General features: G+C 42.2%; 25 protein-coding genes and 1 pseudogene. 15 read left to right on the top strand and 11 right to left on the bottom strand.

All coding sequences use genetic code 11. The features are described from left to right. Positions 1 to 226: 226 nt before the first annotated feature. On the top strand, positions 227 to 940 hold the full coding sequence (locus VEZ01S_RS06345) for a YadA C-terminal domain-containing protein (RefSeq protein WP_021713185.1): 714 nt from the start codon (positions 227 to 229) through the stop codon (positions 938 to 940). 327 nt (positions 941 to 1267) lie between these two features. Here VEZ01S_RS06345 and VEZ01S_RS06340 read toward each other — a convergent pair whose 3' ends face one another. Further along, complete coding sequence (locus VEZ01S_RS06340) at positions 1268 to 1537, bottom strand: TIR domain-containing protein (protein ID WP_021713184.1); 270 nt, start codon at positions 1535 to 1537, stop codon at positions 1268 to 1270. 50 nt (positions 1538 to 1587) lie between these two features. Continuing rightward, the gene (locus tag VEZ01S_RS06335) at positions 1588 to 2055 is read right to left on the bottom strand and encodes a hypothetical protein (RefSeq protein WP_021713183.1); all 468 of its coding nucleotides are present in this window, start codon (positions 2053 to 2055) and stop codon (positions 1588 to 1590) included. Between the two features lie 109 nt (positions 2056 to 2164). Here VEZ01S_RS06335 and VEZ01S_RS16510 point away from each other — a divergent pair. Further along, positions 2165 to 2763 (top strand): annotated as a pseudogene (locus tag VEZ01S_RS16510) (IS110 family transposase); the annotation flags it as partial. Between the two features lie 50 nt (positions 2764 to 2813). On the opposite strand, the gene VEZ01S_RS06320 reads toward VEZ01S_RS16510, so the two are convergent. Continuing rightward, positions 2814 to 3377 (bottom strand): hypothetical protein, encoded by a 564-nt coding sequence (locus VEZ01S_RS06320; protein ID WP_021713181.1) that lies wholly within the window; start codon positions 3375 to 3377, stop codon positions 2814 to 2816. 423 nt (positions 3378 to 3800) lie between these two features. Between VEZ01S_RS06320 and VEZ01S_RS17040 the strand changes: the two genes are divergently transcribed. Next, positions 3801 to 3932, top strand: coding sequence for a phage integrase N-terminal SAM-like domain-containing protein (locus VEZ01S_RS17040; RefSeq protein WP_369370623.1), 132 nt, complete (start codon positions 3801 to 3803; stop codon positions 3930 to 3932). A 327-nt stretch (positions 3933 to 4259) separates the two neighbouring features. On the opposite strand, the gene VEZ01S_RS06315 is transcribed toward VEZ01S_RS17040, so the two are convergent. Continuing rightward, positions 4260 to 5096, bottom strand: coding sequence for a sulfurtransferase (locus VEZ01S_RS06315; protein WP_021713180.1), 837 nt, complete (start codon positions 5094 to 5096; stop codon positions 4260 to 4262). 222 nt (positions 5097 to 5318) lie between these two features. Between VEZ01S_RS06315 and VEZ01S_RS06310 the strand changes: the two genes are divergently transcribed. Then, a complete protein-coding gene (locus VEZ01S_RS06310) occupies positions 5319 to 5801 on the top strand; it encodes a GNAT family N-acetyltransferase (RefSeq protein ID WP_021713179.1) in 483 nt (160 codons plus the stop codon). Positions 5802 to 5835: 34 nt separating this feature from the next. Beyond that, complete coding sequence (locus VEZ01S_RS06305; RefSeq protein WP_021713178.1) at positions 5836 to 6759, top strand: LysR family transcriptional regulator; 924 nt, start codon at positions 5836 to 5838, stop codon at positions 6757 to 6759. A gap of 66 nt (positions 6760 to 6825) precedes the next feature. Here VEZ01S_RS06305 and rplT read toward each other — a convergent pair whose 3' ends face one another. From rplT to thrS, 4 genes are all read right to left on the bottom strand, one after another. Then, the gene (rplT, locus tag VEZ01S_RS06300) at positions 6826 to 7179 is read right to left on the bottom strand and encodes a 50S ribosomal protein L20 (protein ID WP_021713177.1); all 354 of its coding nucleotides are present in this window, start codon (positions 7177 to 7179) and stop codon (positions 6826 to 6828) included. A 41-nt stretch (positions 7180 to 7220) separates the two neighbouring features. Beyond that, positions 7221 to 7415 (bottom strand): 50S ribosomal protein L35, encoded by a 195-nt coding sequence (rpmI, locus tag VEZ01S_RS06295; RefSeq protein ID WP_021713176.1) that lies wholly within the window; start codon positions 7413 to 7415, stop codon positions 7221 to 7223. 104 nt (positions 7416 to 7519) lie between these two features. Then, positions 7520 to 8074, bottom strand: a complete 555-nt coding sequence (gene infC, locus VEZ01S_RS06290) for a translation initiation factor IF-3 (RefSeq protein WP_084309116.1) — start codon at positions 8072 to 8074, stop codon at positions 7520 to 7522. Positions 8075 to 8077: 3 nt separating this feature from the next. Further along, positions 8078 to 10006 (bottom strand): threonine--tRNA ligase, encoded by a 1929-nt coding sequence (thrS, locus tag VEZ01S_RS06285; RefSeq protein ID WP_021713175.1) that lies wholly within the window; start codon positions 10004 to 10006, stop codon positions 8078 to 8080. Positions 10007 to 10343: 337 nt separating this feature from the next. Here thrS and VEZ01S_RS06280 point away from each other — a divergent pair, with 337 nt between their 5' ends. Next, positions 10344 to 11051, top strand: coding sequence for a DUF3581 family protein (locus VEZ01S_RS06280; RefSeq protein WP_021713174.1), 708 nt, complete (start codon positions 10344 to 10346; stop codon positions 11049 to 11051). Positions 11052 to 11295: 244 nt separating this feature from the next. Then, positions 11296 to 13257, top strand: coding sequence for a bifunctional 2',3'-cyclic-nucleotide 2'-phosphodiesterase/3'-nucleotidase (locus tag VEZ01S_RS06275; RefSeq protein WP_021713173.1), 1962 nt, complete (start codon positions 11296 to 11298; stop codon positions 13255 to 13257). Positions 13258 to 13332: 75 nt separating this feature from the next. Here the strand turns inward: VEZ01S_RS06275 and ydiJ are convergent, their stop codons facing one another. After that, positions 13333 to 16362, bottom strand: coding sequence for a D-2-hydroxyglutarate dehydrogenase YdiJ (gene ydiJ, locus VEZ01S_RS06270; protein ID WP_040890337.1), 3030 nt, complete (start codon positions 16360 to 16362; stop codon positions 13333 to 13335). A gap of 189 nt (positions 16363 to 16551) precedes the next feature. Here ydiJ and VEZ01S_RS06265 point away from each other — a divergent pair, with 189 nt between their 5' ends. The 4 genes from VEZ01S_RS06265 to VEZ01S_RS06250 all read left to right on the top strand — a co-directional run bounded on the left by VEZ01S_RS06265 (position 16552) and on the right by VEZ01S_RS06250 (position 19338). Then, a complete protein-coding gene (locus tag VEZ01S_RS06265) occupies positions 16552 to 17235 on the top strand; it encodes a DUF2786 domain-containing protein (protein ID WP_021713171.1) in 684 nt (227 codons plus the stop codon). A 167-nt stretch (positions 17236 to 17402) separates the two neighbouring features. Next, positions 17403 to 17594: a hypothetical protein gene (locus VEZ01S_RS06260; protein ID WP_021713170.1), complete on the top strand. Its 192-nt coding sequence runs from the start codon at positions 17403 to 17405 to the stop codon at positions 17592 to 17594. A 128-nt stretch (positions 17595 to 17722) separates the two neighbouring features. Further along, positions 17723 to 18097, top strand: coding sequence for a hypothetical protein (locus VEZ01S_RS06255; protein ID WP_021713169.1), 375 nt, complete (start codon positions 17723 to 17725; stop codon positions 18095 to 18097). Between the two features lie 137 nt (positions 18098 to 18234). Then, entirely contained in the window at positions 18235 to 19338 is a 1104-nt protein-coding gene (locus VEZ01S_RS06250; protein WP_021713168.1) for a phosphoribosylaminoimidazolesuccinocarboxamide synthase, read from the top strand. 88 nt (positions 19339 to 19426) lie between these two features. Here the strand turns inward: VEZ01S_RS06250 and VEZ01S_RS06245 are convergent, their stop codons facing one another. Then, entirely contained in the window at positions 19427 to 20050 is a 624-nt protein-coding gene (locus VEZ01S_RS06245; RefSeq protein WP_174371948.1) for a TfoX/Sxy family DNA transformation protein, read from the bottom strand. 320 nt (positions 20051 to 20370) lie between these two features. Here VEZ01S_RS06245 and VEZ01S_RS06240 point away from each other — a divergent pair, with 320 nt between their 5' ends. The 4 genes from VEZ01S_RS06240 to VEZ01S_RS06225 all read left to right on the top strand — a co-directional run bounded on the left by VEZ01S_RS06240 (position 20371) and on the right by VEZ01S_RS06225 (position 24745). Beyond that, positions 20371 to 21276 carry a LysO family transporter gene (locus tag VEZ01S_RS06240; protein ID WP_021713166.1) on the top strand — a complete coding sequence of 302 codons (906 nt, stop codon included), beginning with the start codon at positions 20371 to 20373 and terminating at the stop codon, positions 21274 to 21276. Positions 21277 to 21389: 113 nt separating this feature from the next. Continuing rightward, positions 21390 to 21905 (top strand): hypothetical protein, encoded by a 516-nt coding sequence (locus tag VEZ01S_RS06235; protein WP_021713165.1) that lies wholly within the window; start codon positions 21390 to 21392, stop codon positions 21903 to 21905. Positions 21906 to 22011: 106 nt separating this feature from the next. Beyond that, positions 22012 to 23661 carry a pyridoxal-dependent aspartate 1-decarboxylase PanP gene (gene panP / locus VEZ01S_RS06230; RefSeq protein ID WP_021713164.1) on the top strand — a complete coding sequence of 550 codons (1650 nt, stop codon included), beginning with the start codon at positions 22012 to 22014 and terminating at the stop codon, positions 23659 to 23661. A 232-nt stretch (positions 23662 to 23893) separates the two neighbouring features. After that, on the top strand, positions 23894 to 24745 hold the full coding sequence (locus VEZ01S_RS06225) for a MurR/RpiR family transcriptional regulator (protein WP_021713163.1): 852 nt from the start codon (positions 23894 to 23896) through the stop codon (positions 24743 to 24745). A 120-nt stretch (positions 24746 to 24865) separates the two neighbouring features. On the opposite strand, the gene VEZ01S_RS06220 is transcribed toward VEZ01S_RS06225, so the two are convergent. Next, positions 24866 to 26065 carry an iron-containing alcohol dehydrogenase gene (locus VEZ01S_RS06220; RefSeq protein ID WP_021713162.1) on the bottom strand — a complete coding sequence of 400 codons (1200 nt, stop codon included), beginning with the start codon at positions 26063 to 26065 and terminating at the stop codon, positions 24866 to 24868. Positions 26066 to 26300: the final 235 nt, after the last annotated feature.

The raw sequence follows: 26300 nt of genomic DNA, 5'->3' as shown, positions 1-26300 counted from the left end.
ATCGCCATCTTTTACGCCATACTTTGCTACGTTTTGAACCCTATATTTCAACGCCAAAATAGACTTCGTTTCGTCATTAGCATGAAATTAATTCACACTAAACATTCCTAAATGTCGTTTTTATGAACAGTCAATAATGCATAAATTAACCCCAAGCCCAAGACGCTGAACACACAAACACAAGCTCTAGGCGCTGAAAATTTCACATTCTAAGGGGAACTACATTATGAAAAGATTCACTACTGCTCTACTTACTCTGTCTGTTAGTTTGGTTTCAGTTAATGCTCTAGCCGATCAAACACTGGAACAACAAGTGGCAACAAACCACGCCATGACAACGGCCACATTTCAATCTGTATATAACAATAATCAGTGGTTGGTATCGCTGCAAGCCGACGCGCAAGACAAAACTGATTGTCTTAATGCACATGAGGCACAATTGCAGGGCAATACACAGCGTTCAACACACAATGAAAAACGAGTGCAATCTGTTGAGCACACCACTGTGGCTAATGCCAAAGGTGTATCACAAAACCGAGCCCGTCTTAAGCGCCACGACGAACAATTAGCTGATGTAAAAAATCACGCTACACATGCAGAAACAATGGCTCAGCAAAATCATGCTATGGCTCAACAAAACTCTGAGAAAGTAGCGCAAAACAGTGCTGATCTTCAAAACCTACGAAGAGACTTTGAACAAATGGCGAAGAACGTAGAGGGGGCATACGCAGAGTCCGCTGCTTTTGCAGGTCTAGTGAACCCGTATGGTGTAGGCAAGTTTTCAGTTACGGCTGCTGTTGGATATCATGGTGATGCACAAGCTGTTGCCGTTGGTGTAGGTGAACGATTCACGGAAAACTTTACAGCAAAACTCGGTGGTGCTTACGACACAGCAACAGAATCAATGAGCGCCTATGCTGGTGTTGGCTACGAGTTCTAACCCCAAGGTGTAATTGATTAATTGATTGAACATTTATCAAAAAAGGAACCTATACGGCCAAGCCATTGCGCTTTACTGTTACCTTAACCGAGTAAACGTACTCCAATGCCTTAATGTATCGTCACATTAAACTCATTAAGGCGTTGTTTTTTAACACTATATTGGACAAAGCTTTGTCAGTTACATTACTAAATTAGGATATAACGGATTAGCTGAGATGAAAGTAACGCCTTGCTAAGGTGCGGCTAAAGCACAAAACCTAAGTAAGCCACCGTAATTGCTAAAGCCAACCAAACCCAAAATTAGCCGTAATTCTAAAACAATTTGTTAGCCCTCGATTACCGAGAGCATATCTTTATAGGTAGGAGCTACCCCACTGATGTCTACACGCTTAACAGGTATTCCTAGTTGCTCAGCAGTATCAATTTCCCAACGAACCCAAGGAGAAGATTGAATTGAAGCACTATTGAGAAGCAAAACAATGTCAGACTGAGTAAGTTCGTGTTCTACTCTAGCTTGTTTGTCTAATGAGTCATTGTGTATTAGGTCTATATATGGCTTGCCCAATGGCGTCAGAGACTCTTGAACCGAAACCAAAAGCGACTCCGTAACAAATGGGTCTCTAACTGTGTAACTTACAAAAATTTTCACTGCTCAAACAACACTTTGATTGGTTCAAGTAAACCATAGATTACTGCCAATAGGCACATCACTGCAATATACATATACAATGCCATTGAAGGGTTAAAGATAGCTTTGAACCAGCTTAAACCTTGTGCTGGAGCTGTACTGACTTCAATTCCATGACGTTCTTTTATTCCGATAGTTAACTTACCCATCAAAATTCTATTCGACTTCTGGTAATAATAAGCAATTGAATCACAGCACCAAAAACCAAGCACTATAACCAAACAAATGAATGCTATTTCGGTTAAGCTCGATGATTCACTGAACTTAAGCAACGCCGTAACAATTACACCGATTACAGTGACACATAGCTTTTTGTACTCGAAACACTGATTACTAATTTGCAGGGTGGATTCATGCAGTTGTTCAATACTTATGCGATCAATTTCATTTTTACACTCTTGCTTTTTGTCTTCCAAATCTATCACTCACTATAAACCTATATTTGTATACGAGTAGAGGGCTAACGAATGACATGGATTCTCCCTACCGAGAATCTACCACAGTTATGTGGTACTTAAATGCATCGGAGGCACCATGTCTGATTATTCTTATTTCTGCGGTATCGACCTCGCAAAAAACCACTTTAGTCTTCATGCTGTAGATCAAAATGGTAAAGTCATACTTCATAAGTCGGTAACCCGCTCTAAACTACTGACTACAATAGCAAATATGCCACTCATGCGTATAGGCGTTGAAACGTGTAGTGGTGCACATTATTGGGCAAGAACACTCAATAAACTGGGTCACGACGCCCGTATTATGGCCGTTAAATACGTCATTCCTTATCGAACTAAGGGAAAGAACGACCTTAATGATGCTGTTGCCATATGCGAAGCTGTTCAACGCCTATCAACTCGCTTTGTGCCTGAAAATCCCCCGAGCAACAAGCCATCTTATCGGTACATAGCATGAGAGAGTATTAGGTTGTTCGTGAGCGCACTGCTCTTATGAATCGCATGCGTGCCCTGCTCTCTGAATTCGGGTTGATCATGACTGTCTGCCGCTCTTCGTTATTGAAACAGGTTATCTTAATGCTTGAAGACGCAGAAAATGAACTGCCACACCTCGCAAGAACAATTATTGCCGATACTGAAACCGCCGCATACCACCTTAAACACTTAAACCAACGCATAGTAAAATGCCACGCGTTGCGAATCACTCTTAAATGCTTGTATGGCTTTCTTTAAGCTATGTTCAACTGACCAATTATCAATCCAAACATAACTCCAAAAGACAAAACCTGCCAAAAGTACAACCCACCTCCCGAATTTAATGACTTAATGAAATCATTCACCGAAGAGAGCTTTAGCTGAAATTTTTCTACATGGTCACCAATGAGATAGCAAGCAAAGCCAGCAAAAAGAGCAGCTAAAACGAATAATGCAAAGGCATCTCCTGTCGTAGCCGGTGCTTGGCCTAAAACTAACCACTGGGCGTTAAACAATGAAGTCCATGCTGATATAAGCATAATTACAATTGCCAATAAATATGGCAACCCCTTACCTTTGCTGCTTGAATAGACAATTAAGTAACCAAATGCAGTAGCAAGTAAAGCTTCTAGCAGGCACGCTACAATAAAACCAACAGCTACGCTACCAACTGGGATCCCTCCCGTAGGTATACTGTCATATTTTACAGAGACGCCTAAACTAACAATGAAGTTAAGGATTGTTACAACACTAGCAATCCAGTTGACTGGCTGCTTAGTTTCTTCTTTGAGGTTTTCTAAGAGAGCATTTGACTGCACGATATTCCTCTGGTGATAAGAATTAAAAAAGCATTGTAAACCATTGAATTTAAATACCAAAGCTCACAGCATTACTTACAAGCTAACAGTTTATTAATTAGAAGCAGGAGAACCTCCTGCTTTATTGTAAGTCTCTTAGTCAGAAAATCACTTTTAACCATTTGTTTTAAATGCATTTTTTAATGAAAATACGAGTTAAAAATAACAATTTATCAGATACAAAAGATGTGTAAGTTTTTACGAGATCTGCATAGCACTTTTATATAACAAACTATTGATAATAAGATGTTAATGGCTAAAAATTAGTATTATCGACGCGCCAATCAAACGATTTATACATCTTTTTCATAGTAATCATCTTAACTATAACTGCATATAAACACAGTACATTAGTAAGGTAACGGTTAGGGGCAATTAACATTTTTGGAGGCTATACGGACAGAAATCAGGCTACGCTATTACAGCTATCAAACAGAAAAACCCTACCTTTATTGGAACTGCTATTTCATTCGACATTGCAACATTCGTCATGGCGCTGATATAACCACACTTTGATTGAACAATTTCTCAGTTTTTTTAGCGATGGAGTGCGAAGTGTCGGCGAGCACCCAGAAACAGGCACTAACTACAAGACAAGTTACTAGGGCCTTATCTTTTGCTTTCCGCATTAGTAAATATAAGGCAAGCACAGAAAAACAAAGTTCGAATGAGTAATCGATCTAAATGATAAAGAGTCAGAAATGAGTTTACTAACACCCCCTATCTGTAATTAAAAAGTACAAGCTTTAAAACCTAAAGCGCATACCAAAAGGAACTCTTGGAGAGTTCCTTTTGGTATGCGCGCTATCAAGCACAATGCCTTGCTATACGGCTCCTTGTTTATTACGCTTCTAGCGGAAGTGCCTTATTAGAGCCCCACTCCGCCCAAGAACCGTCGTATAAAATGGTGTTGGATAAGCCAATTTCATGCGCGGCTAAAATAAGAATGCAGGCGGTGATCCCTGAGCCACAGGAAAACACTAAGCGGTCAGAATTCTCACTACCAATATCAGAGAACAGCTGTAATAACGCCTGTTTTGATTTAAATCCATTCCCCTCCATCAAAGAGGCAAATGGGAGATTCACAGAATTAGGGATTCGCCCTGCTCTAACGCCGGGTCTTGGCTCAGCAACTTCTGCATTAAACCGCGCACGGCCTCTGGCATCCACCACTAATTGTTTAGGATTATTCAGTTCGGCTAATACCCCTTGGTAATCGGTCAACTTATTTGACTCGTAGTTCGCAACAAAATCACCACGGCCAGCAATCTGCGAATAAGCGTGACTGGTTGGGTATCCTTTTTCTATCCAAGCCGGTAATCCACCATCTAAGACCTTTACGTTATCAAAACCCATAACCTTAAACGTCCACCATGCTCTGGGGGCGCTGTAGATCCCTTGATTGTCGAACACTACGATCTTACTTTGCTTGTTAATGCCTAGCTTTTGCGCATTTGCTGTGAATTGTTGCGCTGTAGGAAGTGCATGCAGTTGACTAGATTCGTTGTTACAAAAGTCGTTTTCTATATCGAAAGGCAATGCGCCGGGAATGGTGACAAACTCTGAGTATTCAATCGGCTCTTTGCCCACAACATTGAGCATAAAGGCATCCAGTAGGACCAAATCTTTGTCATCTAAATGCTTATTTAACCAAGTACAATCTACCAACACATTGCTCATTTTATATCCCTAAAGTATTGTGGCCTAACCATTCAGTATTTATCAAACTGACTCTTGTGACAAGCCTAAAGCTCAGTATCATCGCTACATGAAGCATGATATTAGTTCGAATTTTTCTGCTAGACTTGATAAAAATTCATACCAATTAGTCTTTTTATCCATTTCTCTATAGTGATGAATAACGGTAACTTGTGATTAAGAGCTAAAGATGAGGAAACCATTATGTCATTAAAAATAGTCAGCATAACTCCAGAATTTGACCCTACTGTCAAAGAAGTCATCAAAAAAGTGGGGAAAGAGTTTGGCGCTGTGGGTGAAGGTTATGGACCGTCAGATCCTGAAGTCGAAAATATGAGTCGCTATTATACGTTAGACAACAAGAGTCGTTACTTTGTCGCACTGAAAGACGGCGTGGTTGTGGGGGGCTGCGGAGTCGCACCCTTTGTAGAAGGCTCTTCAACTTGTGAACTAAAAAAGCTTTTTTTATTAGAAGGAGCAAGAGGTTTAGGCTTGGGTAAAGCACTGTCTAACCACTGTTTAGACTTTGCCAAAGAACAAGGCTTCACTCAATGCTACTTGGATACACTTTCAAATATGACCTCAGCCGTGCGTTTGTATGAAGGGCTCGGTTTTGAGCATTTAACCAAACCACTAGAGGGGACACTCCATAACATGTGTGATGTTTGGATGTTGAAAGCTTTGTAGCTCGCGTTAGTAACAAATCATTCAAGGATGAAGGATGCACAACTATAAATTATTAGTCGCCCTAGACTCATTGCTGAAAACCCGTAATCTGACGCTGTCAGCTCAAGAGTTGAACGTTAGCCAGTCAGCAATGAGTAAAACATTATTGCAAATTCGAGATGCCTTCGGCGATCCTATTTTGATCCGTGAAGGCAATCAATTTTCATTGAGTCAACGTGCTATTCATTTGCAAAAAGAGCTGCCTGAGCTTTTACAAAGGTTAAACAGGCTTTACTCTCCTGATGAAGTTGTGCCGAAAGAGATCTCCCGTCGCTTTACCCTCGCCTTCAATGCCTTCATTGCCCCCAAAATGCTGCCTGTGATTTGTCAGCAATTGGAACAAGAATCCCCATTATCAAGTTTAACCACTCAGCTATGGCAAAACGAAGATCTCAGCGAACTGCATAAAGGAAGCGTTGATTTGGTCGCGACCATGGCAGAAGAGATCCCTGAAAATCTATACGGCAAGCGTCTTGGTGGCGATAAGTATGTGGTGCTAATGTCAGCTTCACATCCACTGGCTCCTATGTCGATGACGACCAAACGCTATATGGATGCTAAGCACATTTTGGTTAATGGTGTGGTAGATAAGCAAAGAGAAATTGACCGACTTATTGCAAATGCTAAGCAACAAAGACGTATATTCGCCACAGCCCCCTCTTTTGAGTCTGCAGTGGAAGCCTTGCTTCTCACTCATACCTTAATGACGGTTCCCCTACATATTGCCGCGAGTTTTTCTAATAAAGAATTGGTGGTTAAGCCCGTCCCGTTTGATACCAACGAACATCACTATTACCTACTTTGGCACGCTCGTTATCACAACGATCCTGAGCACCAGTGGTTTAGAGAGCTGTGCTTACCGCTGATAAAGGACGAACTGTGCAAATCTATTGAGCTTGGAAAACAGGCTTTCGGCTAGGAGTTTCAGGCAAGAAAAAAGGAGACCCTGAGGTCTCCTTTAGATAAAGCTATATGTTCTAAAAAATTATAGAGCAGCTTTTGCTTTTTCAACTAGAACTGCGAATGCAGCTTTGTCGAATACCGCGATATCCGCAAGGATCTTACGGTCGATCTCGATAGATGCTTTCTTAAGACCGTTGATGAAACGGCTGTAAGATAGACCATTCTGGCGAGATGCAGCATTGATACGAGCGATCCATAGCTGACGGAACACGCGCTTTTTAGCACGACGGTCACGGTAAGCGTATTGACCAGCTTTAGTAACTGCTTGGAAAGCTACGCGGAATACACGTGAACGTGCTCCGTAGTAACCTTTAGCTTGTTTTAGAACTTTCTTATGACGTGCACGAGCTTGTACACCACGTTTTACGCGAGGCATTATGTCTCTCCTAAACTAAACGAATTAAAAACTAAAAAGAATTAAGCGTATGGCATCATACGCATAACACCAGCCACTTCACATTTTGGAAGGATAGCGTTAGGACGTAGTTGACGCTTGTTCTTAGTAGTACGCTTAGTCAAGATGTGACGTTTACCAGCGTGCTTAAATTTGATACCACCAGCTGTTTTCTTGAAACGCTTAGAAGCACCTTTGTTGGTTTTCATCTTAGGCATGATGAATAACTCCGCATTGTTGAGTTGTTAATAACATAGTAATTAGGGCGAATAAAACCTTGCCACTCAGGAGCAGCAAGGTTGGATTACTTGTAGGCCTGTAATTACTTCTTCTTAGGGGCTAGCACCATGATCATCTGACGACCTTCAATTCGGCTAGGGAAAGATTCAACAACAGCAAATTCTACTGTATCTTCTTTCAATCGCTTCAGAACGTCTACACCGATGTCTTGGTGTGCCATTTCGCGGCCACGGAAGCGAATTGTTACCTTCACTTTGTTGCCGTCTTCTAGGAAACGCGTCAGGTTGCGTAGTTTTACCTGATAGTCTCCAATATCAGTTCCAGGTCGGAATTTTACTTCCTTAATCTGAATCTGCTTTTGCTTCTTCTTCTGCTCTTTAAGAGCTTTGCTCTTTTCAAAGAGGAACTTACCATAATCCATCACTCGACAGACAGGTGGCTCGGCGTTAGGGCTGATCTCTACGAGATCCATACCAGCTTCGTCTGCTGCAGCCTGTGCTTCTGAGTAAGTTACGATACCTACTGGTTCGCCATCAGCGCCAGTTAATCGAACTTCACGTACGCTTCGAATCTCACCGTTTAAACGGTGCTGGTTTTGTTTGGCCGGTTGTTGTTGACCACGTCTTCCGCCTTTAATAGCTTATTCCTCCAGATTGAGCTTACGGCTTGAAACCTCGGCTTGGATGTATGAGATAAAATCATCCACTTTGAACTTGCCTAGGTCCTTACCCTTACGAGTACGTACTGCGATTTCGCCAGCTTCCATTTCTTGGTCACCGACTACCAACATGTACGGTACACGTTTTAAAGTGTGTTCGCGGATTTTAAAGCCAATCTTCTCATTTCTCAAGTCCGCTTTGGCTCTAATTCCACTTTTTTGCATTTTTTGTGCGATTTCTTGAACATATTCTGCTTGTTTATCAGTAATGTTCAAAATTACCGCTTGTTCCGGTGCCAACCACGTTGGGAAGAACCCTGCGTATTCTTCGATAAGAATACCGATGAAACGCTCAAGTGAGCCCAAAATAGCGCGGTGAATCATAACAGGAACTAAACGTTCGTTGTTTTCACCCACATAAGTTGCACCTAAACGACCCGGTAAGTTGAAATCGAGTTGCACTGTACCACATTGCCACGCACGATCCAGACAATCATACAAAGTAAATTCAATTTTCGGTCCGTAGAACGCACCTTCACCCTCTTGGATCTCGTAAGAAATGTCCATAGATTGCAAAGCTTGCTCTAGTGCTTTTTCTGATTCATCCCAGATTTCATCAGAGCCGACGCGCTTTTCAGGGCGTGTAGACAGTTTCACTACGATGTTATCAAAACCGAAAGTTTGGTATGTATCGTAAACCATCTTGATGCAGCTAATCACTTCATCTTGAATTTGGCTTTCAGTACAGAAGATGTGTGCATCATCCTGAGTAAAGCCACGCACACGCATAATGCCGTGCAGTGCACCTGATGGTTCGTTACGGTGACATGAGCCAAACTCAGCCATACGTAGCGGCAAATCACGGTACGATTTTAGACCTTGGTTAAAGATCTGAACGTGACCTGGGCAGTTCATTGGTTTGATAGCGTATTCACGGTTCTCTGAACTGGTTGTGAACATCGCATCGGCGTATTTGTCCCAGTGACCAGAACGTTCCCAAAGAACGCGGTCCATCATTAGAGGACCTTTTACTTCTTGGTAATCGTATTCAGTCAGTTTTTCACGGATGAATACTTCTAGATTACGGAAAATAGACCAGCCATTGTGATGCCAGAACACCATACCAGGTGCTTCTTGCTGCATGTGGAACAAGTCTAGATGCTTACCAATCTTACGGTGGTCACGCTTAGCGGCTTCTTCAAGACGTGTTAAGTGCGCCTTAAGTGCTTTCTTGTCGTGGAACGCTGTGCCGTAGATACGCTGTAGCATCTTGTTGTCACTGTTACCACGCCAGTATGCACCTGCTACGTTAAGTAGCGTGAAGTGCTGACAGAAGCCCATGTGGGGTACGTGTGGACCGCGACACATGTCAACGTATTCTTCGTGGTGGTATAAACCTGGACGATCGTCTCTAGCAACGTTTTCATCCAAGATTTCAATCTTGTAGGTTTCTCCGCGAGCTTCAAATGCATCGCGAGCTTCCTGCCAGCTGACTTTCTTTTTAACAACTTGATACTTAGTTTTCGCAAGCTCTTTCATACGCTTTTCGATTTTATCTAAATCTTCTTGCGTAAGGTGGTGCTCCATATCGATGTCGTAGTAAAAACCGCTGTCGATCGTAGGACCGATAGCCATTTTTGCATCAGGATAAAGTTGCTTAATGGCATGACCAAGAAGGTGAGCACATGAGTGACGCACGATTTCTAGACCATCAACTTCATCTTTTGCAGTGATGATTTCTAGGCTTGCATCTTGCTCAATAAGATCGCACGCATCAAAACGTTCGCCATTCACACGACCTGCAATGGTGGCTTTTGCCAGACCAGGGCCGATAGAAGCGGCGACATCAAGAGTTGATACAGGGTTGTCAAATTGACGCTGACTGCCGTCAGGAAGAGTAATTACAGGCATTTTAAGTCCTATTCCAGTGGTGTTACATACGAAGCAACACATGTTTAAGTCAATCTCTTGCGTTCAATGCCTTAGAAAACAAGAGCCAAATAAGGTGGTTATTAATGCCTTCACAAATACCGATGTGAACGAGGCCATTTAATAAACAAGCGGAGTATTGTAACCAAAATCGTCAAAATAACAACCGCAAAGCCCTACTGGCCCCCTATTCACTCGATTATTTATTAAAAAATTCATACAACTGTCATCAATTGATACACTGGATAGACCATTAAATGTGAGCGCTTTGGTATACTTCGAAAAATATCAGGCAACAACAAAGACTTTAAGCATCATTATGTTTTTATCCCCTTACTTCGTAAATGAAGATTCGTCATTTTATTTTACTCGTCAACAAGCCAGTGATTTTGCAAAAGGCATTGCGGGTGACTTCAATCCTATTCATGACGAAGACCATAAACGCTTCTGTGTACCCGGCGATCTATTATTCGCGGTCTTGTTACAACAAGAAGGGATTAGCCAGAACATGGAATTTACTTTTTCTGGAATGGTTGGCGACAACGTTAAGCTAAAAGTAGAACATGAAAACAACGAAGTCAGCGCCGTTGTCGATACAAAAGACAAGCAATATTTAACGCTAAAACGCAATGGCGACAACAGCACTGATAGAGAACTCATTGAAAGCGTGATTCGTGGCTATGTGCAGTTTTCTGGTATGAACTTCCCGCACATCATGGTTCCTCTGATGAAAGAAGAACAAATGATGTTTAATACTAAGCGCCCTCTTATCATCTATGAGAGCATGAAACTCGAATTCAGCCGTTTTGATATTAAACAGCCAACTGTCGATCTCACCAGCGCCACCTTTGATGTAACAGGAAAACGTGGCGTCGTCACATTAAACTTTGAATTTAAAGGTGAAGGTCAAGTCATTGGCAAAGGGTGTAAACGCATGATTGCCAGCGGTCTTATTCCTTGGGTTGAAGAAGAGATGATGGCTTATGTTGACAAGTTTAATGAAGCGAAAGCAAACTTTAGTCACTAATTGACTGACATTGAGACACGATATGAAGGGGTTAAGTGATTAACCCCTTTTTCTTTTTACCTAAAACCAATACACAACAAAGACTTGCGTATATTTTGTTCTAACCGAAAATAAGCACTCTGTTTGCGTGATAGAGATCTCATATTTATGATATTCATGTCACTATTCAACATTGCGCACTTTAACCGTCATCACAATTTGATACCTTTGCGCCGTTTATTACTCTATAGGCGTGGAGCCCTCAATGACGACATCAATCAAACCCATTTCTCTTGCGGTATTAGGTGGCATGTTGGCAATAGCCAACCCCGCAATGGCTGACACCATTAAACTGCGTATTATCGAAACAACCGATATCCATACTAATGTAATGGACTATGACTATTACAAAGACACCCCTTCTAAAAAAATTGGTTTAACACGCGCAGCAACTTTGGTTAAAAAGGCACAATCTGAAGTAGAAAACAGCGTTTTGGTGGACAACGGCGATCTTATCCAAGGCAGTCCTATGGGCGACTACATGGCCGCAAAAGGCATGAACAAGGGTGACGTTCATCCAGTGTATAAAGCCATGAATCAATTAGACTATGATGTCGCCAATATTGGTAACCATGAATTTAACTACGGCCTTGATTTTCTTTTTAAAGCGATAGACGGAGCGACGTTCCCGTACATCAGCGCCAATGTGTTCGATAAAGAGACCGGTAAAAACCTATTTACGCCTTATCTTATAAAAGAGTACACCTTTGTCGATGTAGACGGAGCCCCACAAAAGATCAAAGTCGGCTACATAGGTTTTGTTCCCCCACAAATCATGATTTGGGATAAGAAGAACCTTGAAGGACGTGTTTTCACCCAAGACATCAAAGAATCCGCAGAACAACTGATTCCACAAATGAAGAATGAAGGCGCCGATGTCATTGTGGCCATTCCTCATTCAGGTATTTCGACAGACCCATATAAACAAGACGCAGAAAACTCAACTTACTACCTCTCTAAGGTCGCTGGCATCGATGCCATTGCTTTTGGTCACTCACATGCGGTATTCCCAAGCAGTGCCTTTGATAATATGCAAGGCATTGATAGTAAAAAAGGAACCATCAACGGCGTAACCGCGGTCATGCCAGGGCGTTGGGGTAGCCACGTCGGTGTAATGGATCTGACGTTAACGCAAAAAGAAGGGAAATGGGTGGTCAGCGATGGCAAGTCAGAAGCTCGCCCTATCTTTGATACTTCACGAAACCTATCCTTAGCTCAGCCAGATCCAAACATTGTGAAAGCACTGGAAGACGATCATAAAGCGACACGTGATTTTGTAAATCAGCCTATTGGTCAAGCCAATGATGTGATGTATAGCTTCCTAGCATTGGTTCAAGACGATCCTACCATTCAAATTGTCAACCTAGCGCAAAAAGCTTATGTTGAACGCTTTATTCAAGGCGATCCTGATCTGTCCGATATTCCAGTTTTGTCAGCAGCAGCGCCGTTTAAGGCTGGGGGTCGTAAAAATGATCCTTCCAACTTTACCGAGGTGGAATCAGGACAGCTAACGTTCCGCAACGCCGCTGATTTATATTTATACCCTAACACCTTAGTAGCCCTAAAAGTCACCGGGCACGAAGTCAAAGAATGGCTAGAATGTAGCGCTGGTCAATTTAATCAAATTGATGTGAACAGCACTCAGCCACAAGGTTTGATTGATTGGGAAAACTTTAGGACCTATAACTTTGATGTCATTGATGGGGTTGAATACCAAATTGATGTCACTCAACCGGCAAGATACGATGCGCATTGTAAGCTCAAAAAACCTGACTCTCAGCGTATTATCGGTTTAACCTATCAAGGGAAGCCGATTGATTTGAAACAAGACTTCATCATTGCCACGAACAACTATCGCGCTTATAGCAATAGTTTCCCAGGTACTGGCGCAGATTTTGTTGCCTTTGAATCACCAGATGAAAACCGCGCCATTCTAGCCAGTTACATCTCTGAGATCAGCAAAGAGAAAGGACAGGTTACACCAAGCGCAGATAACAATTGGCGCTTTGCACCTATCAACTCATCAAATAAATTGGATATTCGCTTTGAAACGTCTCCAAGTGAAAAAGCAGCTCAGTTTATCAAAGACAAAGGTCAATATCCGATGAAGAAGATTGCGACAGATGAAACAGGTTTTGCGTTGTATCAAATTGACTTAACTCAATAATGAGTAGATCGATCTTCCTGCAAGGTTATAAGGGATAAAATAAAAGGTAGGCGTCTAACGCCTACCTTTTTGTTTTTATACCAATTCTAACAATGCTTGTAGTGGGTGTTTAGCGACCACTTTTTCTAAACGTTTTACTTGGCTTCGACAAGAGTAACCAGTCACAAGGCAGCGCTCCGTTGGAAGTTGCTCTAGAGCCGGTTTCCAGCTGAGGTTGTAAATATCTTTGGACCATTGCAACTTATCCGCTTCATGTCCAAACGTACCTGCCATTCCACAACAGCCAACAGGCACTGAGTTTAGCGACGCACCAAAGTGGTTAAAAATAGCGCCCCACTCTTTTTCTGCATTCGGTAACATGGTTTTTTCAGTACAGTGCGCCAATAAATACCATGGCGGTGCAGATTGAGCCTCTACGCTTGGCAAAGTCTCCAATCGAGGTAATAGCCACTCATGTACCGTCAATACACTAAAATCTGGACAATTTTTCTTCAGCGTCTCTTGATACTCATCGCGATAACACAGCACTAAAGCAGGATCGACGCCAACCAAAGGCATTTTCAGCTTGGCCGCTTCGGCTAAAAACTGAGCCGTATTTTCTGCAGTGTGGGTAAATTGCTTTAAAAACCCTTTAATGTGCTGTGCTTTCCCGTTAGGTTTAAAGGGCAACATGACTGGCGTAAAGCCTAACTTCACGATCAGTGCTACAAAGTCATCCACCACTTGTGCGTCGTAGTAACTGGTAAATGGGTCTTGCACCACAATGACATGCTTTTGTTTTTGTTCATCACTTAGCTGAGACAGTTTCTGGTGATCATATACCGCGACATGCTGGCTTTTTAAACGCTGCTTAAGCGTAGGGGAAGACAATAAAGGCGCATCCACATACCCTATGCTTGAGGCGACTAAAGATTGCACCCAATGGGTATTTAATACGGTATTGACCAATTTTGGTGAAATCGCCATCAACGGCAATAATGACTCAATATTTGCCACAAAATAGTCTTTAACGGGTCTTTGATAACGAGTGTGATACAGGTTTAAAAAGCGCGCTCTAAAGTTGGGGACATCCACTTTGATCGGGCATTGGGTCGCACATGCTTTACAAGCAAGACACCCCTGCATTGCATCGTACACTTCATGCGAAAAATCGTAATGATGACGGCGATTCATGCGATTAATCACTCTATCGAGCATGCTCTTTAGCGACAATGAACCCTTTAAGGTTTTACTTTCTAAATCCAGTATGTCCACACCTTGCTCAGACAGCTGACGTAGCCATTCCCTGACAATACCTGCTCTGCCTTTTGGTGAATGTCGACGATCGGCTAAGATTTTCATCGATGGACACATCGGTGATGCAACGTCATAGTTAAAACATAAACCGTTGCCGTTACATTCCATTGCGCCATTAAAGCTATCACGTACATTAACTGGGATTTGACGATCAAAATGAGCACGTTTGACACCGTTCACCTTCACCAACTCATCAGTTGAGTCTAAAGGTGTACAGATTTTCCCTGGATTCATTTTGTTTAAAGGATCAAATGCGCCCTTTACTCGGCGTAGTTGTTCAAACAGGTGTGAGCCGAAAAACTCTGGGCCATACTCAGAGCGGAAGCCTTTACCGTGCTCCCCCCACATCAAACCACCGTACTTAGACACCAGTTCGACCACTTGATCGGAAATTTGATGCATTAGTGCTTCTTGTTGTGGATCGCACATATCTAGTGATGGTCGAACATGCAACACTCCAGCATCAACATGCCCAAACATGCCATAGCGAAGATTATGTTCATCAAGCAAAGACCTAAATTCAGCAATGAAGTCAGCTAAGTTTTCCGGCGGTACACATGTGTCTTCGGCAAACGCCACTGGTTTGGCTGCGCCTTTGGTTGCACCAAGAAGCCCAACCGCCTTTTTACGCATACCGTATATCTTGCCGATACTGTCTAAATCACGACAGATTTGATAACCAATAATCCCGCCTTTTTGCAGCGCAATCATGTCATCCAAACGATGCAACAAAGCATTGACTTGCTCATCAATTTCATCTGAGTCATAACCGGCGTACTCGACTATATTGACACCCAGCATCTCTTGACCTGGTACTTCCGTCAATAAATCACTCACCGTGTGCCAAACGATGTCTTGTTTAGCAAGATTAAGGACGATGGAATCTATAGTCTCCACTGACAGTGCATTCGCCTCCACCATCATAGGTGCTGAGCGAAGTGCTGAGTCGAAACTGTCGTACTTGACGTTCACTAACACCCTCGACTTAGGGATTTTAGTGAGGTTAAGTTTCGCTTTAGTAATAAAACCCAACGATCCTTCAGAGCCACACAGAACTCGTTCGGGTAAAAATTCATCATCAATTAATGCATTTTTTAAATCGTAGCCGGTAAGGAATCGATTTAAAGGAGGAAAGCGAGCTTCAATGGCTTGGCGATGCTCTCGGCAAATTCTTTCCGTTTCAGTCACAGCGTTTGCCGCAAAACTGCCAGCCTTAACCTGTTGCCACTGCTCAGTATCTAATACTGAACCGTCGGCTAATACTGAGGTGAGCCCCAGAACATGATCCGAGGTTTTACCATAGCGTAAAGAGCCCTGCCCTGATGCGTCGGTGTTGATCATCCCGCCTATCGTGGCGCGGTTGCTGGTTGAAAGCTCTGGTGAAAAGAAATAACCGTGCGGGCGAATAAGATCGTTTAACTGATCTTTAATCATTCCCGTTTCAACAATAACCCAACCTTGCTCAAGGTTAAGTTCAATGAGGTTATTTAGATAGCGAGAAAGATCGACCACCACATGCTCAGTTAAAGACTGTCCATTTGTCCCGGTACCGCCCCCTCTTGGAGAAAAGCGGATCGAGTGAAACTCAGCTTGATGACCAATTTCAGTGAGCAGTTCAATATCCAGCTGGGTTTTGGGATGAAGTACTGCTTGTGGCAGTTGCTGATAAACACTGTTGTCAGTTGCCACAGCCAGTCGACTGGCATATTGAGTTTCAACATCACCTTGAAAACCTCGCTGAACAAGCTGTTCAAGATAATGCTCTACAGTGGCGTTCTTTGAAGGGGTCTGGCTGAGTCTTGGTAACATAATGCTTCCTGCGATCATCATGCACTACTCCATAGTCTTAGGCATGATTTATTAAGTCATTTATTTTCTATCACTTTACATGATTTACCCCATGATCAAAACCATCATAGAGAATGCCGTTCATTTGCTCTTTAAGAGTCAGTAAAAAAGGAGTAAAATGTGTCCCCCTTTTGGTGATGCCGAGAACGTATGAACAAGCAAAAAGCGTTGAAAAAAATAGCAAAATGCCTCGAATTAGGTAATTCAGCCAACGTCAACGAGGCTGCAAACGCCATAAAAATGGCACACAACCTTATGCTCAAATATGGTCTTGAAAAAGACGATATTGAGTTTATCAAAATGGGGAAAACTCAATCTTCACACTTATTACCAAGTAATGTTGGTAATAATATCTTACGAGTTATACGTGGCATCAATACCAAATTTGGTGTAGAAGCAGTACTGTTAAACCATAAAGGGTTAAAACGCGTTGAGTTTATTGGTGAAGCTGATCGGGCCATATTTGCCGCTTTTGCTTTTGATGTCGTCTATCGAGAGATGAACGAACACACAGGTAAATTCAGAAACAGCTTTGCCGGATCTGGAACTCCTTCATCAGAAGTCACTAAACGCGTTAATTCATTTTTATCCGGCTGGATTGAAGGGGCTTTGGAGAAATTACCACTGATTGCTCCTGACGATGAATCGGATAAAAAGATCAAAAATTACATTGATAAAGAGTTTGAAAATATAGATAGAGAGACTTTTAAGAAACAACTGCAAGAAGCAATGAAAAACCTCACTGCTGATTATGAAGTTGGATTAAAAAAAGGACGCACTCTATCTGTCAGCCGACCGGTTGAAGGGGCTCAAGCCAAAAAACTGCTGAAATAATCCTATTTCGACCTTATAAACGCTTGAATAGAACAAATATGTAACACTTTATTCACCATGGTGTAATATTATAGTCCTAACCTTTCGACGAGGATCGAACCATCGATACTGGCCTGTCTCGAATAAAGGTCGTATCAACAGCAAATACTTTTGGAGTAGTTATTAGTATGAAAAAAACTTTCTCACATTGCGATTGGTGTAAAAAATTAGCTTTCGTTGAAAAACTGACTTACATGGACGGGTACGTGAACTCCTGTTGCGACTCTTGCAAACAAACGGCGCTTCTTGATATCAAACGCTACAACCATGAAGAAACCGTCACTCCGCAAAAAGAAATGTTCAAACGCCTACACGTTTAGAGACCTCGAAAAAAACAAGCCCAACCTAGTGTTGGGTTTTTTTTTGCCAAAAATACCCAATCGAAGCTTGATCTTTAACCAAACAGGTATTACTGTTTATCTATACAGTATGTATGGAGATACAGTAAATGCACTTTCAACTATTAAACAATGACAGCGCTTTAAATCTTTCAGCTCGTTCTTATCAAGTTAGCCATTTAGAACGTTTAGCTAAAGCCTCTTCGGCTCACAAATGGATTTTATTTACCGCACAAACCCCTCTTCCAGATTTAAAAGATCTTCAATCATACCGTGTAGATTGCGAAAAAATCATTCAACTTAGGCCTTCAACAAAAAGTAGTGAAATTGAAGTGGTTTCCAAAGCCATCACTTTAGGCAATGCCAGTGCTGTCGTCGCCAGTGGCAATATTGACCTCCTTGCTCGTAAACAATTGCAGCAATTAGCAATACAACATGGATGTGAAGTCTTTTTCTCAACATCAGACACTCAATATCTTCATTAAATTAACAATTATTTAAGATACAGCAGAAAAAACCGCCAAGGAAAATTTGCTGAGCGCAATCGTTTGCTTTTCTATTGGAATAGTGAAAATGATCTGTGTATTATTCTCAGCAGTATTTACCCTATTAGGTATAAATTATGAATCTTGCTGACCAAGTATTAGACGTAAACGATGACTTGCCTATTCGCACCGATAAACCCGTACACAGCGGCAAAGTACGCTCTGTGTACTGGCTTACTGAAGAAGACAGTCGCCGTTTAATCAAAGAAAAAAACTACGATGTTTCCGAAGATGCCCCTTTAGCCATCATGGTAATTAGTGATCGCATCTCAGCATTTGATTGTATCTGGCACGGTGAACAGAACCTAAAAGGGGTTCCAGGCAAAGGAGCGGCACTTAATGCCATCTCTAATCACTGGTTTAAGCTGTTTAAAGATAATGGTTTAGCAGATAGTCATATTCTCGATATTCCCCACCCGCTTGTATGGATCGTACAAAAAGCAAGACCTGTTATGGTTGAAGCGATTTGCCGTAAATACATTACAGGCTCAATGTGGCGCGCTTACTCAAAAGGCGAACGCTCTTTTTGTGGCATCGATTTGCCAGAAGGCTTAATTAAAGACGGTCTATTGGAAGACCTACTGATTACACCTTCAACAAAAGGAATTTTAAAAGGGATTCCTAACGTTCCTGAAGTCGATGACGTGAATATTACTCGTCAAGATCTTATCAGTCACTACTCTTCATTTAACTTCCAGGCACCGCAAGATGTCGATCGCTATGAAGTACTATTAAAAGAAGGCTTTAACGTTATTGATAATGCGCTGGCAAAAATTGGTCAGATCTTTGTCGATACTAAGTTTGAGTTTGGCTACGTCACCGATAGCAAAGGTAACGAAAAACTCATTTATATGGATGAGGTCGGTACACCAGACTCATCTCGTATTTGGGATAAAGAAGCCTACAACAATGGCGTTATTGTTGAAAACTCTAAAGAAGGGTTCCGTCAGTTTTTGCTAAATCACTTCCCTGATCCTGATATTCTGCTTAATAAAGATCGCATGCCAGAACGCAATGCACTTGCTGCCGATAACGAGTTGCCATTATCTGCAATGATGGAGCTTTCTAGCACCTACATCAGCATTGCCGAAAAAATTACTGGTCGTAAGATTGAGTTAAGCGCTAATCCAAAAGCAGAAATCATTGATATATTAGCGAAAGACTACGGCTTAGTAGACTAACTATTCAGTGTCTTTGTAGCAAAGACCGTCTGATAAACGTACTGCTTATTAAAAAACCGTCACCAATAAAAAGTGACGGTTTTTCTATTTATCCATTGCATCTTGATACCTGTCCAAGATCTTTTGCTGACACCTGCCCCAACAAATCATTTTTAACTGAGTTTCCCAACAAAGAAAAATGTACGCCTTGAATGGCCCCTTCTAATTTCCACAGTAAGTTAATGTTAAGATCTAACCCATAGATAGATTGTAAGCGACGAAATGACTCTGTCGAACCGATGGTTTTCAAATGACCGACCTCTTGAATATCAATCCTTGCTAACATTCGTTCGATACTCAATTGCAAATTCGGCAAGTCTCGAAGACGCTCACTGCAATGATGACATTTTTCTTTGTCTGTTTTCGCGTTTTCGATGGACTGAGTAATTAAAGTCTGTGTACGAATAGGATCAACAAAATAGACATTCATGATGTCGTAATACTGAACTTTTGCACAACCAATTCGCTTTTTAAATTTCAGCTGCTTACAACCTAAAGCGAGCAGCTCTTTCGTTAAACTTGGCCCACCTCTTAGATAGGCTTTACCATGATCCACTAATAAGAACATCGCATCATCAATAAAATACCCAGTACCACCAAACATTGAACGAGAGTTCAATCCTTTAAACCGTTCAATATTATGAATCACAGCTTCAATTCCGTTACTAGCCATAATTTTCGTCTCCACACAATCCATCCTATTTAAGAGTTAATACACCTCACTCCGCCCAGTACTGAATAAGTCTTATAGCCAAGCATCCGATTGTCTATGTACGCTAAGTTGTATTGAAATGACGAAAAGTATGAGAGATTGCGATATCCACCCAGAACAATGGGGGATTTTCATACAGGCATTACATCCTTAACCGTTAACATACTTGTAGTAATGTTAAGGCTGATAAGAGTATTATAAGCGGTCTAATCGACAAGAAATGAATACCTCGGACTTCTAGTATTCAATCATCAACCACCAGCGAAAAAACACAAACAGACATGTTATTAGGATTACTTTTCATTTTTATCCCCCTTATCGTGGGTTATCTCATTTCAATCAAAACGGTTTCTGTTTTAGATAAAATCAACAAAGTCTGCTCTCACACTGTGCTGTTTATTTTATTTTTAATGGGCTTAAGTATTGCGGGAATGGATAATTTAAGTGGCAATATTCAGCAAATCCTCATCGTCGCAATGTGCTTTTTTATTAGCATGGGGGTGTTCAACTTGCTGGCTTTGCCTTTGGTCGACATTAAATTCCCGCTCCAAGTCGAAGGAAGAAAAAATAAACTGCCCTTATTAGAAATGGCATCAGAATCACTACGACTGGTCTTCATTGTGGCGCTGGGCGTTGCGATTGGTATTGTTCTTCCCGGCTATTGGAGTTGGGTCCATACCGCCAGCGAATGGACGTTATTCGGATTACTGTTCTTGATCGGCATACAACTCAGAAACAGTGGCCTTACATTACGAGAAATCATCATCAATAAACACGGCTTGATTATTGCGAGTGTCATTATCATCACCTCTTGGCTAGGCGGTATTCTTTCTGCTTTTATTCTCGAGCTGCCTATTAGTCAAGGATTGGCTATGGCATCTGGTTTTGGTTGGTATTCACTGAGCGGAATCTTAATCACCGACAGTTATGGGCCGCTATATGGCAGTGCATCACTTATTGTTGAGCTACTTAGAGAGTTGATGGCGCTTATCTTTATTCCGTTATTGATCAAAAGTCGCCCGTGTACTGCGATAGGCTACGCTGGAGCGACAGCGATGGATTTTACCCTACCTATTATTCAACAGACAGGAGGTATTCGCTGTGTACCCGTCGCGATTGTGAGCGGATTTATCCTAAGTTTACTGGTGCCAGTGCTGATACTGACCTTTGCTGGAATAGGAATGTAAATATTAGGCGGTGTTGCTCACATTCAATCATCGAATGCATAGGTAATTGAAGTAACATTTGCTAGATTATTTCGACTACTGTCGTAGAGTCTATCAACTCAGGGAATAATTCGATGAACAAAACGCTGGTTTTATTATTGTCAGCTCTACCTGCTTTTGCCTTTGCAGCAAATACAGAATGCCAAATCAAAAAATACGATACCTATATTGACGCTTCAATTAACTGGTATCAAGATCTTGCGACTATGACAAGCCATGAATCTCCACAACTCAAAGAGGTCAGTGATTGGTTTTTAGAAGGTCGTAAAAAACACTTTGAGCTCAATCGTGAAGCCGTACACACCTTTTTAAAGTCTCAGCCCAATAAAGTCTCTACGGGATCAGACGTCGAATCTTGGCTACAATTGACTCAAAGTGATATAAAAGCGCTCTCTGAACGTGATGATAAGCTCGGTCACTTAGCAAAACAAAGTTTCCAATATCGACAAGCAAAATCTCACCCTCAAAACTATGAGTTTCGCTCTGCACTCGCTGATTTACTTAGCCATCCGAGCAAAATTCAAGATGCTTTGGACCGCTACAATCATTCCATTGAAGGGGTAACTTCGATGAATTGCAACGCAAATTAATGGTTTACTCTTAACCATAAAGCCCACCCATGAAAAATAATGCGAGACTTTGAGTCATTAATTTATTACATTGTCTCGCAATTTCCGCAATACAAATTCATCTCATATGGTTTCACAGGACAAAACAGCACAAGTTAATTTCGAAAGCCTACTTAGAATCTTTACCGTTCCAGAAGGCCCAGAATCAACACTGACTCAGATCGAAGAAAGTCTGTCCGGAAACCTGAATGAATTTCTAAAAGAACACATCGTTGCGGAAGAAAAACCTCTTCGCGAAATTGAAAAGGATTTTCGAGAATCACTCTTGCCAGAAACACCCACTTTTGTTTCTGATCACACTAAGCACCTGCTTGATACCTTAGTGTCGCACTCAGTTCATACTTCATCACCGAGCTTTATTGGTCACATGACGTCTGCACTGCCTTATTACTTGATGCCGCTTTCGAAAATTATGATAGCGCTCAATCAAAACTTAGTGAAAATAGAAACCTCTAAGGCCTTTACGCCATTAGAACGCCAAGTTTTAGGCATGTTGCACAATTTGATCTATGCGCAAGAAGAAACCTTTTACAATCATTGGATGCACAGCGCACAGCACTCGTTAGGTGCATTTTGTTCCGGCGGCACTATCGCCAACATTACCGCACTATGGGTAGCGCGCAATAATGCCTTCCCTGCTGACGGTGACTTCCGAGGTATCGAACAACAAGGTCTCTTTAAAGCACTAAAACATTATGACTACGAAGGCGTCGCAATCGTTGTCTCTGAGCGCGGGCACTACTCACTCAAAAAGGCCGCTGATTTACTCGGAATTGGTCGTGAGAGCTTGGTACCCGTAAAAACCGATGACCACAATAAAGTGTGTTTAACCGATTTAGAAGCAAAGCTCACGGAGCTTGAAGAGAATCGAATTAAAACTATCGCGGTGGTGGGCATTGCTGGGACCACCGAAACCGGCAATATCGATCCATTAACCGAGATCGCGGCTATTTGTCAGCAGCACCAATGTCATTTTCATGTTGATGCGGCTTGGGGCGGCGCCACACTGATGTCGAACAAGCATAGAGACCTACTCGCGGGCATTGAGCTGGCGGACTCTGTCACTATCGATGCACACAAACAACTGTACATCCCTATGGGTGCGGGAATGGTGCTGTTTAAAGACCCCCACTCCATGGCCAGTATCGAACATCATGCTGCGTATATCCTTCGTAAAGGCTCCAAAGACCTTGGCAGCCAAGCTCTAGAAGGATCGCGCTCTGGAATGGCAATGCTGCTGTATTCAAGTATGCATATTATTAGCCGTCCAGGCTATGAGCTGCTGATCAATGCCAGCCTAGATAAAGCGCGTTACTTTGCCGATTTGATAAAACAACAACCTGATTTTGAATTAGTCACCGAACCAGAATTGTGTTTACTCACTTATCGCTATATACCGGCACATGTAAAAGCTGCACTGCAAAAAGCGACTGGCAAACAAAAACATAAGCTCAATGAATTGATCAATGGATTAACTCAGTTCATTCAAAAGCATCAACGAGAAAATGGCTTATCGTTTGTCTCTCGTACCACGCTAACACCTAGAAAGTGGGATAAAATGACCACTGTCGTGTTCCGAGTGGTACTCGCCAACCCTTTGACTACCAATGAGATATTGCACAATATTCTCAATGAACAGCGTGAAATAGCAAAAGCGGCACCGTCATTGACAAAACAGATCAATACGGTTGTCGATGCGATTCAATCCGGATTGTAATTTATTTTCTCATGTAGGGCGTCTTGGCTAAATTGAAGCGATCTCGCCCCTAAAAGAGTCAAAATGACTACTTCAACTTTGAAGCCTGTCATATTATTACGCATTACTTGTCATTAAGTTTCTGTTTTGTTACAACACGACTACAGAACGGTATATACTGATTTTATTCGTTTTCACGCTCGTCAGTCTCATTATTGAGTCACGTATTCAAATTATTCGATAAGCCAACTTCATGAATACTTTAGAAAAAGTACAAAAAAATTTAGACAACTTTAGCAAATCCGAAAGGAAGGTTGCCGAAGTTATCATGGCGAACCCGCAAACAGCCATTCACTCAAGTATTGCAACACTTGCTAAACTTGCAGATGTCAGTGAGCCAACGGTAAACCGTTTTTGTCGTCGCTTAGACACTAAGGGATTTCCTGATTTTAAATTGCACTTAGCGCAAAGCTTAGCTAATGGTACGCCATACGTGAGCCGTAATGTTGAAGAAACAGACGGACCAGATGCGTATACGCATAAGATCTTTGAATCCACTATGGCCTGTTTAGACGTTGCTAAGAGTAGCCTAGACGCGCAACAAATTAATCGCGCAGTCGACTTATTGACTCAAGCGAAACGAATTTCATTTTTTGGTCAAGGCGCTTCGTCTGCGGTCGCAAAAGATGCACAGAACAAATTCATCCGTTTCAACATCCCGATTACCTGCTTTGACGATCCGGTAATGCAGCGCATGAGTTGCATTAACAGTACCGATAACGATGTGGTGGTACTTATCTCCCATACAGGGCGTACTAAGAGCTTAATTGAAATCGCTCATCTTGCTCGTGATAATGGTGCAACAGTAATCGCGGTTACCGCCAAGAATTCCCCTCTTGATAAAGCGGTTTCTCTAACCATTACTCTTGATGTATCAGAAGACACTGACGTATATATGCCAATGGCAAGTCGCGTTGTGCAAATGACGATTATTGACGTGTTAGCCACCGGATTTACCTTACGTCGCGGCAGTGGCTTTAGAGACAATTTAAAACGGGTAAAAGAAACGCTTCGTGAATCTCGTTTCGACAAGGGTGAGATTTAATACCACCTCAGCGAACTGACACAATGCGCGATGGAGATATTACCGCTATGAGCGGCAGTATTTACCACGCGCATTTTTTATTGCGTCTCTTTTTATTGTTGATTGCGAAAAATCAGCGCCTCAAATCATTTCGGATAAATCATCTTGCTGACGATAATGCTCAGTTCGACTCTCTGAGTACACCGAATCCAATACCTCAACCAGTCGGTCTTGGGTCAAAGGCAATGGGTTCCCTTGAATCACCACTGACTTTAGAGCGTCACAAGCAATGTCATCAAATGACGCTTCACAGCTCCCATAATACGATAAGGCTGGAATCTCCAACTGGCTGAGCATTGTATTGACCCAGCTAATGGCATCGTCTCTATGCGCATCTTCATCACCTGTCACCAGTTGAGCAACTTTTCGATAACGCGCTAATACATCATTACGCCCACTTTGCTTCGCGACTTTCATATTTTCATTCATAACGAACGGCGCCAGACGTGCTGTGATGACGCTATGCGGCGCAGTAATTTTCCCGCCTAATGCAGAAGCTAAGCCATGAGCCGCCCCCAGCTTCGCATTACTACTTGCCATCCCTCCAAGTACCGCAGCAAAGGATAAGTCTGCCCGTGCTCGTGGGTTATCTTGACGACAGGCCGCAAGGATAGAGCGAGATAATCGGCGCAAACCTTCCTCACAAATCATATCGGTCAATGGGTTGGGTTCGCCACAAACGTACGCTTCCATTAAGTGAGTAAATGCGTCCATTGCGCCGCGCCCGGATGTAGAAACATCTGTGCCGTAAGTCAATGTAGGATCGACTATCGCAACATCAGGGAGCAGCTCAGGCGATCGTAGGCTCACCTTCACTTTATCTTGACCCGATTTAAGCACCGCATGCTTAGTCACCTCAGCACCTGATCCTGCGGTTGTCGGAATGGCTATCATTGGCAGCGGCGCAAATTTTATCGGTACATTTCGCCCGACAACTTCGACATAGTCATAAAGGTCTCCCCCATTGGTTGTCATGGCAGCTAACGCTTTCCCCATATCAATAACGCTCCCACCGCCCATTGCGACCACCATGTCAGGTTTGAAACGGCGCGCCACAACAGCGGCCTCTTCTACCATGGCAATATTAGGCTCATTGCCAACTGAAAAATGGTGATAGCGCATAAGCTGGCTTTTCAAATACTGAGTAATCATCGTAGAGCGAGTTAAATCTTTGCCCGTGACTAATAAAACGCTATATCCAAACTGATTAAGCGTTGAAAGTGATGATTGAAGCGTTCCCTCTCCAAATATGATTCGTGACGTCGTCATAAATTGAAACATACAAACATCCTTTTAAAATTCGAGATCTGAAGCGTCAGTAGGCGTACATATTACCGTTACCTACTCATGTTAAATCAATGATTTAAATAGCTACAATTAGTTTACAATACTTTCAATGGTCACGTTTCGCTTTAGCTCTCTTTTTGTCCATTAAACTTTAAAAGGTTTGAAACCAATCGTACTAAGTAACGGGTCATTCTAGTTTGTTAAAATACTCGATAACGGCGTTCGCATT

Origin of the sequence: Vibrio ezurae NBRC 102218, assembly GCF_000467185.1 — a bacterium.
Classification (GTDB): domain Bacteria; phylum Pseudomonadota; class Gammaproteobacteria; order Enterobacterales; family Vibrionaceae; genus Vibrio; species Vibrio ezurae.
This window is presented reverse-complemented; position numbering and strand designations above follow the sequence as displayed.